Raw genomic sequence first — 11,356 nt, 5'->3', positions numbered from 1 at the left:
GGAATAGCCCCAGTAATTCACGAGCCCACGCGCGCCGAGGGCCGGCTCGTCGGCGATGGCCTGGATCGGCAGGAGTTCGATCGCGGTCACGCCGAGGCGCTGCAGGTGGGCGATCACCGCCGGATGGCCCAGCGCCGCGTAGGTGCCGCGCAGCGATTCCGGGATGTCGGGGCGGAGCCGGGTGAGGCCGCGCACATGCGCCTCGTAGATGACGGTTTCGCTCCACGGCCGGCGTGGCCGGTGGTCCCCGTCGTCCCAGGCGAAGCCCGGATCGGTCACCACGCAGCGCGGCATGAAGGGGGCGCTGTCGCGGGTGTCGAAACCAAGGTCGCCCTCCGGGCCGCCGCGCGGAAAACCGTACAGGGCGTCGTCCTGCCGAATGCGCCCGGTCAGATGACCGGCGTAGGGATCCAGCAGCAGCTTGTGAGGGTTGAAGCGGTGGCCGCGTTCGGGGTCGTAGGGGCCGTGCACCCGGTAGCCGTAGAGCTGGCCGGGCCGGAGGCCCTCCAGGCGGCCGTGCCAAATGTCCCCCGTCCGGGCCGGAAGGGTGATGCGCTCCGTTTCCCGCTCCGCGCCGGGCGTAAAGAGGCAGAGCTCGACTCGCGTCGCGTGCGCGGAAAAGAGGGCGAAATTGACGCCGCGCCCGTCCCAGGACGCGCCGAGCTGCGCCGGCGACCCGTCCCCGATCACCGTCCGGCCACCCGGCCACACGGCCGGCATCAAGGAGGTGCTCAGCCTGTGGCGCCGACCTGCCCGTCCGTCACGCCCGCGGCTGGCGCCGGCGCCGTCTGGAGGGCGTTCAGGAAGCCGCGCCACCAATCGTTGACCGTGTGCCGCTCGAGCACGTCCATCATGCTGCGCCAGCGCTCGCGCCTCTCGCCGAGCGGCATGTCGAGCGCTCGCGCGACGGCGGCCGCCGTTCCGACCGCGTCGTAGGGATTGACCAGCAGCGCCGCGTCCAGCTCGCAGGCCGCGCCCGCATAGCGCGACAGGACCAGCACGCCGGGATCGGTCTCGTCCTGCGACGCGACATATTCCTTGGCCACGAGGTTCATGCCATCCCGGAGAGGCGTGACGAGGCCGACATCGGCGGTGCGATAGAGGCCGGTCAGGGTGGAGTGAGGAATGTTCTGGTTCAGGTAGCGGATCGGCGTCCAGTCGAATTCGCCGCACGCGCCGTTGGCTTCGCCGACCTGGGTCGCAACCTCCTGCTCGATGCGCCGGTATTCCGGCACCTCCGAGCGCGATTTCGGGGTGACCTGGAGATAGGTCACGTGGCCGCGCGCCTCGGGATGTTGCGTCAGGAAGGTCACGAAGGCACGGATACGCTCCCGCAGGCCCTTGGAGTAATCGAGCCGGTCGACGCCGATCACCAGGCGCTTGCCCTCGAGGCTCGCCAGCATGCGGCGCGTGGCGACCTGGCCCACGGAGGTGGCGGCGGCAATCCGGATCGCATCCGTGTCGATGCCGATCGGGAAGCTCGTGATCTGGAACCGGCGCTCGCCGCTGTCATACCAGCCGTCACCGAGCGGGATGGCGAGCCCCTCCTCGACCAGGCACTGGCCGAAATGCTCGGCGTCCCGCGGCGTCTGGAAGCCGATCAGGTCGTAGGCCGCCATGCTCCGCATCAGCCGGGAATAGCCGGGCAGGGCGCTCGCGACCTCGGCCGGCGGCCAGGGGATGTGCAGGAAGAAGCCGATCCGGTTGCGCAGCCCGCGCGCCCGGAGCGCCGCGCCGAGCGGCATCATGTGGTAATCGTGGATCCAGACCACGTCGTTGGTCTCGACCAGATTGGCGAGCTTGCGGGCGAAGAACTCGTTGACCCGGAAATATGCCTGGGTCTGGCGCTCGTCGAACCGGGCGAGGTCCAGCCGGTAATGGCAGACCGGCCAGAGAGCGCGGTTGGAATAGCCGAGATAGTAGTCCTCGACGTCGCGCTTGGTCAGGTCGGTGGTCGCGAAGGTGATGGGCCCGACGGTTTGTCGCTTCAGAGCCTCGGCGTCGATCGCCGGTCGGGCCTCGCCGGACCAGCCGAACCAGATGCCGCCATGCGCCTTGAGGGCGGCCTCGAGGGCGACCGCAAGTCCGCCCGCTCCGGCCGGGCCTCTCGGGTTCGGGGCCGGCACGCGGTTCGAGACCACCACCAGCCGCGACCTGCCTCCGCCGCCATGCTGGTCCAGGGTCTCTTTCATCTCGTCGGTCGGGTGGGGGGGCAGTTTCTTTCCCCCGCGGGGCTCGCGCGAGCCGGCCGGTTCCTCTGACCGGTACGCGGGCTGCGCTTCCGATCCAGGCCGCTTCCAAGAAACGCTCGATCCAATCGGCATGAACTCACCGCTGACACAACCTGAACCATAAACCGTCCGTATCATGTTTGTTCCTGCGGAGTGGTTCAGGAACATGCGGTTTCGGGGCGTTGCTCACGTGGATGGCGCGAGGGGCGGCGGCTGCTCGGTCCAGGCCTCCAGCCAGGCCCGCACAGCCCCTGGCCCGGCCAGCCTGTGCCGTGCGGCACTCTCGCCGGGTCCGACTTTGACCGCAAGGCCGCCCCATTCGGCCACGGCCACGAAGCCGTGCTCGTCGGTCTTGTCGTCGCCCACGAAAGCCGGGCGGCGCCCGCGATAGGGCGCCTGCGCCATCAGGGCCCGCACCGCGCCACCCTTGCCGGCGCCCGCCGGCACGATCTCCCGCACGGCCTTGCCGTCCTGGACGTGGTAGCCTGGGCCGAGCCGCCGGGCGAGGTCGGCGGCGGCCTCGGCCGCCTCCGCGGCGGCCTCGGGGGCCATGCGCCAATGCACGGCGACGCCGACCCGCTTGCTCTCGACGACGACGCCCGGATAGGCCGCGAGGCGTGCCCGCAGGGCCGCGATCTCGGGCCCGAGGTCGGCGAGGCCCGGCATGTCCCGCCGCTCACCGCCGATGCGGCGCTCGAGCCCGTGCAGGCCGCAGGCATCGATGCCGAGCCCGGGCAAAAAGCCGTCGAGATCGGCCAGGGTCCGGCCCGTGACGAGGGCGAGCGCGCCGCCGAGCCGAGCATGGAGGGCCCGCAGGAGCTCGGGCAGCCCCGGCTCGACCACGACTGCCTCCGGCCGCTCCGCAATGTCCACCAGCGTGCCGTCGAAATCCAGAAACAGCGCCCAGCCTGTCTCCCCGGCCGAGGCAGCGCTCACGCGCGAGGGCCCGGCGCGCGGCCGGCCCCTTCAGCGCGCCGAGGCATTCGATCCCGCCGGCCGTTTTGCACGCGAGGCCGCGGCCGGCTTTCCGGCACCCTTGCCCTCCGTCGCGCCGTCCTTGTCGGCTGCCTTGGTGGCGCTCTTGGCCGCCTTGTCGGGCGTGCCGGGGGCGCGTGCCGCGTCGCCGGCAGCTCGCCGCGGACGCTTGCTGGCCGGTTCAGCCGCCCGCGCGGTGTCGGCTGGGGCCGCGCCCTCGCCGGAGCCCGCCGAAGCCCCTTCGCCCCGCGCCTTCTCCTCCCATTCCCGCTCCGCCTGCAGCCAGTGCTCCTCGCGCCAGCCATGCTGGCGCCCGCCCTCGATCCAGAGCGCATGGGCCCGCTCGCGGATGGCCCTTTCCCTTTGGGTCGGCATGATCGCTCCTCTCTACTACCGGTGAGCGAACGCTCGGAACAATGGCCGGGTTCAGCTGATTCGCGCCGCCATGCTAGCCCGACCGGGAGGCAGGGCAGAGGCAGCGGCAGAGGCAGAGGCAGACGCATGACGGCAATTCCGATCGACGACGCGGACGATCCCCGGATCGCGCCCTTCCGGGCCGTGCGTGACCGGGATCTCGCGCGGCAGGACGGCCGCTTCGTGGTGGAGGGGGAGGTCGCGGTGCGCCTTCTCCTGTCCCGTGGCGCGCGCTTCCCGGCCGAGGCGCTGCTGGTGCTCGACGCCCCGCCCGGCCGCGCGCTCGCGGCCGAGTTCGGCGAGGGGCTCCCGGTTCACATGGCGGGCCGGGCCGTGATGGACCGCATCGTCGGCTTTCCGATCCACCGCGGCGTGCTGGCGGTCGCCCGCCGGCCGGATGCGCTGCCGCTCCGGGGCGTGATCCCCGCCGCCGGGCCGGCGCTGGTGCTGGTGCTCTGCGGCATCAGCAACCACGACAATGTGGGCGGCGCGTTCCGCAACGCGGCCGCGTTCGGGGCCGATGCGGTGCTGCTCGACGCGACCAGCTGCGACCCGCTCTACCGCAAGGCCATCCGGGTTTCCGCCGGGGCGTCGCTCCTGGTCCCCTTTGCCAGGGGCGGACCTTCGGACGAGCTGCTGGCCGAGCTTGCCGGTCAGGACTTCCAGATCTTCGCCCTCAGCCCCGCCGGGCGTCGCGACCTGTCGGAGGTCGCATGGGCGCCGCGATCGGCGCTGGTGCTCGGCGCGGAGGGGCCGGGCCTGCCGGCCGCCATCCTGGCCCGCTGGACCACCGTTCGGATCGCCATGCGGGCCGGATTCGATTCGCTGAATGTGGCCACCGCGGCCGGCATCGCGCTGCATGCGGCGAGCCGGCTGGCCGGGGGCGATTGACGCGCCGCGGGGCAGGAACCACGCTGCCCGGCCGCGGTTCAAGACGCGGTAACAGGCGAGGCAGGAATGGCGATCAGGGTGTCCGGCAAGAACCTCGACATCGGCGACAGCCTGCGGGCTCAGGTGGAGGCCCGAGTCGCCGCGGCGCTCACGAAATACGCCGATGGGCGCGGCAGCGGGCACGTCGTGGTCTCGCGGGACGGCAGCGGTTTCAGGACCGAGTGCGTGGTCAATCTCGGCTCCGGCATGACCCTGGAATCCGCCGGGCTCGCCAACGACGCCTATGCGAGCTTCGACCAGTCGGCGCTCCGGATCGAGAAACGGATGCGTCGCCACAAACGGCGCATCAAGGACCGGCTGGGCGACGGCGCCGCCGTCCGCGGCGCAACCGGGCCGGAGAGCGCCTATGCCATCCTGGAAGCGCCCGACGACGAGGCGTTGGAGGAGGAATACCATCCCGTCGTGATCGCCGAGACGACTCGCCCGCTGAGCCGCCTGTCGGTGAGCGAAGCCGTGATCGAACTCGACCTGTCGGGCTCTCCCGTGGTGGTGTTCAGGCACGCTGGCAATGGCAGGGTTAACGTCGTATATCGCCGCGGTGACGGCTCGATCGGGTGGGTCGACCCTCCAACCGCGGACAGTTGAGTCCCGCTGGCCCGGACCATGCTAGGGCCGATCGGAAGCCGGACCCGGAAGCCGTAAGCTGGATCGAGCGTTCGAGCGATGCCACAACTCGACTTCCTGACGCCTGAGGCCATCGCGCCCGCGTTGCGGGCCAGTTCCAAGAAGCAGGCGCTGCACGATATTGCGGCGCAGGCCTCTCGGCTGGTCGGCCGCGACGAACGCGAGATCTTCGACACGCTCCTGCAGCGCGAGCGTCTCGGCTCCACTGGGATCGGCGAAGGCATCGCCATCCCGCACGGCAAGCTGCCGCGGCTGGACCGGCTCTTCGGGCTGTTTGCCCGGCTCGAACGCCCGATCGACTTCGAGGCGATCGACGGCGAGCCGGTCGACATGCTGTTTCTCCTGCTCGCTCCGGAAGGGGCGGGCGCCGACCACCTCAAGGCGCTCGCCCGCATCGCCCGGATGCTGCGCGAGCCCGGCATCCATGAGCGGATCCGGGCGGCCCGGGATGCGGGCGCCCTCTATGCCGTGCTGACGCAGGAACCCGCGCCCCGCGCGGCCTGACCCCAGGCGGGCCGGTTTCGGACCTCCGGCCCGGCTACGCCTCTGGCGGGAACTGTCCCGGGCGGAACGGATTGCGGTTGCATCCACCACCGAGAGGCAACCATGTCCCTTCGTCACCTCGCGGCCGCGCTTGCCGCGACCACGGCGATCGCCGTCGGCGTCCCGTCCGCCGTCTGGTCTCAGAGCTCCTCCGCGCCCGCCGCCTCCGCGCCGTCCTCCACTCCGGCGGCCGCGGCCGATGCCGACATGGGCAAGGTCCTGGCGGCCCTGGCGGCCCTGGCGGCGCTCGGCCCGAAGCCGATCGAGAGCCTGTCGCCCGCCGAGGCGCGACGCCAGCCGAGCGCGGCCGACGCCGCCATGAAGGTCATCAAGGACGACAAGGTCGGCGCCAAGCCCCATGCCGGGCTGACGGTCACGGACAAGCCCGCGGCCGAGACGGGCGGCCACCGGCTGCGCTGGTACGTGCCGCAAGGCACCACGGCGAATTCCAACCTCCCGGTGATTGTCTATTTCCGGGGCGGCGGCTGGGTGATTGCCGATCTCGACACCTATGACGCCACCCCGTCGGCGCTGGCCCGCAAGACGGGTGCGGCGGTGGTCTCGGTGGATTACCCGCTGGCGCCGGAGCGGAAGTTCCCGGCGGCGCACGAGGAGGCGGTCCGGGCCTACACATACGTCACGCAGAATGCCAAGGGCTGGGGCTACGACCCGGCCAAGATCGCCATCGTGGGCGAGAGCGCCGGCGGCAACCTGGCGGTCAACACGGCCCTGGCGGCCCGGGACCAGAACCTGACGAAGCCGGTCGCCGTGGTGTCGGTCTACCCTGTGGCGGCCACCACCATGGACACCCCGTCCAAGCGTGATCAGGCCAACGCCAAGCCGCTGAACACGGCCATGCTGACCTGGTTTTTCAGCCACGTCCTGGCCAAGGACGCCGACAAGCAGGATCCGCGGCTGAACCTGGTGGCGGCTGATCTCAAGGGCCTGCCGCCCGTCACGGTGATCAATGCCGAACTCGACCCGCTGCGCTCGGACGGCGACATGCTGGTGGAGAAGCTGAAGGCGGCCGGCGTCGAGACGACTCACAAGCTCTACACGGGCGTCACGCACGAGTTCTTCGGCATGGATGCCGTGGTGGCCAAGGCCGGCGAAGCGCAGGATTTCGCGGTGGCGCAGCTCAAAAAGGGCTTCGGCGGCGCCCGGTAGGGGCGGCCTGGTCGCGAGCGCGCGGCGGCCCGGCCTCCAGTCGAGCCCCCGTGCGGGCCGCGCCGTTTGCGGCGCGGCTCGCCGCTGCCTTAGATAGCGGCGAGGAAACGAACCAGGTCGAGATCTCCATGGACAGACGATCCCTCCTGCGCGGGGCCGGCATCGGCGCCGCTGGTCTGGCTGCGTCGGTGCCGGCCCCGGCCATCGCGCAAGCGCAGCCCGAGATCCGGTGGCGCATGGCCTCGTCCTATCCGAAGAACCTCGACACCCTGTTCGGCGCCGGCGCCCAGATCGCCAAGCGCGTGGCGGCCGCGACCGACAACAAGTTCCAGATTCAGGTCTTCGCGGCCGGCGAGATCGTGGGCGGGCTGCAGGTGCTGGACGCGGTCGGCAACGCCACCGTGGAATGCGGCTACACGCTGTCGAGCTTCTACGTCGGCAAGGACCCGACCTTCATGTTCGAGGCCTCCGTGCCGATGGGGCTGAACACGCGCCACCACAATGCCTGGATGATCCATGGCGGCGGGCTCGCCATGATCCGGGAGTTCATGGCCGACTACAACGTGGTCAACTTTCCGGCCGGCAATACCGGGGCGCAGATGGGCGGCTGGTTCAAGCGCGACATCAACTCGCTCGAGGACATGAAGGGCCTGAAGATGCGCATCGCCGGCATGGGCGGGCAGGTGCTGTCACGCCTCGGCGTCACCACCCAGGTCCTGGCGGCGGGCGACATCTTCCCGGCCATGGAGCGGGGCGCGCTCGACGCGGTCGAGTGGGCCAGCCCCTATGACGACGAGAAGTTCGGCTTCGTGAAGGTGGCCAAGAACTACTACTATCCTGGCTTCTGGGAGGGGACCGCAGGCACCTCGCTCTATGTCAACAAGGACAAGCTGGCGACGCTGCCCGACAGCTACCGCAACATCCTGGAAGCCGCCTGCGCCGAGGCCAATCTGTGGTGCCTGGCGAAATACGACGCCGAGAACCCCGACGCGCTCCGGCGCATCGTCGCCCAGGGGGCCCAGCTCAAGGCGTTTCCCCGGGACGTGCTGGAGGCCGCCTATCGCGAATCCTTCAAGCTGTATGGCGAGATCGCGGCCCAAAATCCCAAGTTCAAGAAAATCTACGATCACTGGGCCGCCTTCCGGGAGAAGGAGATCCAGTGGTTCCGGATCGGGGAATTCCCCTTCGACTTCTTTATCTACTCGCAACGCAATTAGGCGGACGGGGCAGGATGGCTGGTTGGCGGGGGTTTGCAGGCGCGAGCGCGGCACGGACGATGCTGATCGCCAGCGGCCTGACGGGTCGGCTCAGGCTCAACGAGGCGGTGCCGCTGGTCAGCATCGGCCTCGTCGGCCTGCTCGGCTGGGGCTTCGTGGCCTTGGCCGGCGAGGTGATGGAGGGCGAGACGCTCGGGCTCGACCGGCGCATCCTGCTGGCGCTTCGCGTGGCCGGAAACGCGACGGATCCGATCGGTCCCTCCTGGCTGGAGGAGAGCGCACGCGACATCACCGGCCTCGGCGGTCACGTGGTGCTGGGCCTGATCACCTGCTCGGCGCTGCTCTATCTCAGGATGACGGGCCGGTCGCGGGCCGCGCTGCTGGTGCTGGCCTCCATCGGCGGCGGCATGGTGCTGAGCGCATTGCTGAAACTCGGCTTCGACCGGCCCCGGCCGGACCTCGTGCCGCACGGGGCGCGCGTCTACACGGCGAGCTTCCCAAGCGGGCACGCGATGCTGTCGGCCGCCACCTACCTGACGCTGGGCGCCCTCCTGGCGCGCGTGCATGCGGGGCGGGGAATGAAGCTGTTCTTTCTCGGCATCGCCATCGCGCTGACGATTCTGATCGGGGTGTCCCGCGTCTATCTCGGGGTGCATTGGCCGTCCGACGTTCTGGCCGGCTGGTGCGGCGGCGCGGCCTGGGCGGCGTTGTGCTGGTACGTGGCGCTGCTGCTGCAGCGGGAGGGCGAGGTCGAGGGCGAGCGGCGGGCACCCTCTCCACCGTCGCCGTCGGCCTGAAACTCAGGTGATGGTGACGAGGCGCGGGGCGCCGTCCCGCCGCCCACCCGCATCCTGCTGAACCGACAGCGCCCGCCGGCGGTCGCCGATGGCCGTGCGGGCCCCGTCCAGCGCCAGGACCAGGGCCGCCGTGGCGCGGGCGCCCGAGCCACGCTCGCGGGCATGGTCGACGGCGCGCGACAGGAGCCCGTCGATCTCCGTCGAAAGCTCGTCCAGCCGCCCGGGCTGCTCGGCCGAGCGTGCCTCGGCCAGGATCGCGATGAGCCGGTCCAGCACGTCGTCGATCTTTTCCCGACCCCTGCGCTGGAACCGCTGCTGCATGGCGGCCCCGGCCGAGATCAGGCCGGAGCCGAAGAACACGCCGAGATAGATCCAGTCGCCATAGCGATCCATCACGCTCTGGGTTTCGCGCTGGAAATAGTCCACCGCGCCCGGATGGTTCGGCAGCACGGCCGTGGTCGCCGTGGACGCCGAATCCATCTCCGGCGCCCGCATCTGGTTGGCCGAGCTGGCCGACATGGCGAGCCGGGTGCGCATCTGGAACAGGGATTCGGTGAGCAGCGCCACGGTGGACCGGTCGAGGTCTTTGTGCGCCATCAGCCGGTAGCCGACTCCGACCGTCTTGACGTCCTCGGCCGGGCGCTTCGGGCGCACGCCCCACAGCGCCGCCGGGATCGTCACCGCCGAGAGGGTGGGGCTGTTCTGGACCAGCGTTTCGGGGCGGTCCACGCCGATGATGTCGAGCTTGCCGTCGAAGGCCACGGCAACCGTCCGGACGAACAGGGCGGCGGTCCGGCTCGTCGGCGGAGCGATGATCGCGGCCGCCTGGATGCGGTTCTCCTTGAGGGCGGTCAGGATGTCGTCACGCGGCATGGGCGTCACCGTGACGGCCGCCACGTCGAGCTCGATGTGGCGCACGATGTCGTTGATCACCTCCGGATCGGACGGATGGCCGATGCCGACCCCGATGGCCTTGCCGGTCAGGGCGCCGAGATCGGGCAGCACGCCTTCCGGCGCCACGATGATCACGGCCGCTTCCCGCAGCAAGGCCACCGTCAGGCCGTTGGCGGGGGTGCTGATGTCGGGCCGCACCACGGCCAGATCGGCCTCGCCCCGGTCCAGCAATTGAGCGGCCGCCTCCGCGTCCGGCATGGACTTGACCTTCAGGCGCAGCGCCACCCGCTGCGCCTTGAGCTGTTGGCCGAAGGCCTGGAAGAGCTGGCCGTCCTGGGAATCGGCCGGGCCGATCGCGATGGTCACGGTGGTCGGAGAGGTCACGTAGGCGTAGCCGAACCCCGCCGCGATCAGCAGCATGGCGATGGCCAGGAACAGCTTGTCGCTCGTCAAACCGCTCTCCCTTGGCGCAAGGCGGCGCGACCGCCTGGCCCGTCGTCGACTAGCCCTGGCCCCCGATCAAGGCGTTGTGAGGACGCAGCCGGGGGGATGGCCGATCTCGCGAAGCCCTGGCACACCAGGACCAAGCGCCGCCTCGGCGTGGAAACGCTCACCAAGGAGAGTTGGTCATGGTCAAAACTGCAAAAGCGGTGTGGCGTGGGGCCGGCAAGGACGGGGAGGGCCGGTTGACCTCCCAATCCGGCGTTCTCGACAACACGGCATACTCGTTCAAGACCCGCTTCGAGGGCGAGAAGGGCACCAATCCCGAGGAGCTGATCGCGGCCGCCCATGCCGGCTGCTTCGCCATGGCGCTCGCCTTCGGGCTCGCCGGCGCCGGCTTCACGCCGACCTCGCTCGAGGTCGACGGCGCCGTGACGCTCGAAAAGGACACCGAGGGGTTCAAGGTGTCCAAATCCGCCCTGAAGCTGAAGGCCGAGGTGCCCGGCATCGACCAGGCGACCTTCGACGAGCTCGCCCGCGCGGCCAAAGAGGGCTGCCCGATTTCCAAGCTGCTCCGGGCCGAGGTGACGCTCGAGGCGACCCTGGGCTGAGCGCCCCGAGGTTGACCGGCGGACCCGGAGGTGGTTCGCCGGTCGCAACCTCTCACCAGCGCAGGTGTCTATGATCCGTTCGCCGCTGATCAGCGTCATGACCGACGCGGTCATGAAGGCCTCCCGTTCGCTCAAACGCGATTTCGGCGAGGTCGAAAACCTCCAGGTTTCCCGCAAGGGACCTGGCAATTTCGTGTCCGCCGCCGACCACAAGGCGGAGGAGATCCTGCGCAGTGCGCTGGAGAAGGCGAGGCCGGGCTACGGCTTCGTGATGGAGGAGGGCGGGGTGATCGCCGGCAGCGACGGCACCCATCGCTGGCACATCGACCCGCTCGACGGCACCACCAACTTCCTGCACGGCATCCCGCATTTCGCGGTCTCGATCGGGTTGCTGCGCGAAGGCGTCGCCATCGCCGGCCTGATCTACAATCCCGCGAACGACGAACTCTACATGGCCGAGAAGGGCTCGGGCGCGTTCCTCAACGACAGCC

General features: G+C 70.2%; 12 protein-coding genes and 1 pseudogene. 8 read left to right on the top strand and 5 right to left on the bottom strand.

What is annotated here, in order from left to right; translation table 11 throughout:
* From JWR86_RS03580 to JWR86_RS03565, 4 genes and pseudogenes are all read right to left on the bottom strand, one after another.
* Positions 1 to 720: pseudogene (locus tag JWR86_RS03580) on the bottom strand (glycogen debranching enzyme GlgX); the annotation flags it as partial.
* An 11-nt stretch (positions 721 to 731) separates the two neighbouring features.
* Complete coding sequence (gene otsA, locus JWR86_RS03575; protein ID WP_299560831.1) at positions 732 to 2,192, bottom strand: alpha,alpha-trehalose-phosphate synthase (UDP-forming); 1,461 nt, start codon at positions 2,190 to 2,192, stop codon at positions 732 to 734.
* Positions 2,193 to 2,417: 225 nt separating this feature from the next.
* Positions 2,418 to 3,167, bottom strand: a complete 750-nt coding sequence (gene otsB / locus JWR86_RS03570) for a trehalose-phosphatase (protein ID WP_299560828.1) — start codon at positions 3,165 to 3,167, stop codon at positions 2,418 to 2,420.
* A 30-nt stretch (positions 3,168 to 3,197) separates the two neighbouring features.
* A complete protein-coding gene (locus tag JWR86_RS03565; RefSeq protein WP_299560825.1) occupies positions 3,198 to 3,581 on the bottom strand; it encodes a DUF2934 domain-containing protein in 384 nt (127 codons plus the stop codon).
* Between the two features lie 126 nt (positions 3,582 to 3,707).
* On the opposite strand from JWR86_RS03565, the gene JWR86_RS03560 reads away from it, so the two are divergent.
* The 6 genes from JWR86_RS03560 (at position 3,708) to JWR86_RS03535 (ending at position 8,919) form a co-directional block, all read left to right on the top strand.
* Positions 3,708 to 4,511: an RNA methyltransferase gene (locus JWR86_RS03560; RefSeq protein WP_299560822.1), complete on the top strand. Its 804-nt coding sequence runs from the start codon at positions 3,708 to 3,710 to the stop codon at positions 4,509 to 4,511.
* 66 nt (positions 4,512 to 4,577) lie between these two features.
* The gene (gene raiA, locus JWR86_RS03555) at positions 4,578 to 5,156 is read left to right on the top strand and encodes a ribosome-associated translation inhibitor RaiA (protein ID WP_299560819.1); all 579 of its coding nucleotides are present in this window, start codon (positions 4,578 to 4,580) and stop codon (positions 5,154 to 5,156) included.
* 78 nt (positions 5,157 to 5,234) lie between these two features.
* A complete protein-coding gene (ptsN, locus tag JWR86_RS03550) occupies positions 5,235 to 5,699 on the top strand; it encodes a PTS IIA-like nitrogen regulatory protein PtsN (protein WP_299560816.1) in 465 nt (154 codons plus the stop codon).
* 102 nt (positions 5,700 to 5,801) lie between these two features.
* Positions 5,802 to 6,905 (top strand): alpha/beta hydrolase, encoded by a 1,104-nt coding sequence (locus tag JWR86_RS03545; RefSeq protein ID WP_299560813.1) that lies wholly within the window; start codon positions 5,802 to 5,804, stop codon positions 6,903 to 6,905.
* Between the two features lie 128 nt (positions 6,906 to 7,033).
* The gene (locus JWR86_RS03540) at positions 7,034 to 8,122 is read left to right on the top strand and encodes an ABC transporter substrate-binding protein (protein ID WP_299560834.1); all 1,089 of its coding nucleotides are present in this window, start codon (positions 7,034 to 7,036) and stop codon (positions 8,120 to 8,122) included.
* A gap of 59 nt (positions 8,123 to 8,181) precedes the next feature.
* Entirely contained in the window at positions 8,182 to 8,919 is a 738-nt protein-coding gene (locus tag JWR86_RS03535; RefSeq protein WP_299560810.1) for a phosphatase PAP2 family protein, read from the top strand.
* Positions 8,920 to 8,922: 3 nt separating this feature from the next.
* On the opposite strand, the gene JWR86_RS03530 is transcribed toward JWR86_RS03535, so the two are convergent.
* Positions 8,923 to 10,266 (bottom strand): TAXI family TRAP transporter solute-binding subunit, encoded by a 1,344-nt coding sequence (locus tag JWR86_RS03530; RefSeq protein WP_299560807.1) that lies wholly within the window; start codon positions 10,264 to 10,266, stop codon positions 8,923 to 8,925.
* A 176-nt stretch (positions 10,267 to 10,442) separates the two neighbouring features.
* On the opposite strand from JWR86_RS03530, the gene JWR86_RS03525 reads away from it, so the two are divergent.
* Together JWR86_RS03525 and JWR86_RS03520 are read left to right on the top strand one after the other, a co-directional pair.
* Positions 10,443 to 10,865, top strand: a complete 423-nt coding sequence (locus JWR86_RS03525; protein ID WP_299560804.1) for an OsmC family protein — start codon at positions 10,443 to 10,445, stop codon at positions 10,863 to 10,865.
* A gap of 70 nt (positions 10,866 to 10,935) precedes the next feature.
* The coding region (locus JWR86_RS03520) for an inositol monophosphatase family protein (protein WP_299560801.1) at positions 10,936 to 11,356 on the top strand (421 nt) is incomplete at its 3' end.

Origin of the sequence: Enterovirga sp., assembly GCF_028290205.1 — a bacterium.
Taxonomy (GTDB): domain Bacteria; phylum Pseudomonadota; class Alphaproteobacteria; order Rhizobiales; family Beijerinckiaceae; genus Enterovirga.
This window is presented reverse-complemented; position numbering and strand designations above follow the sequence as displayed.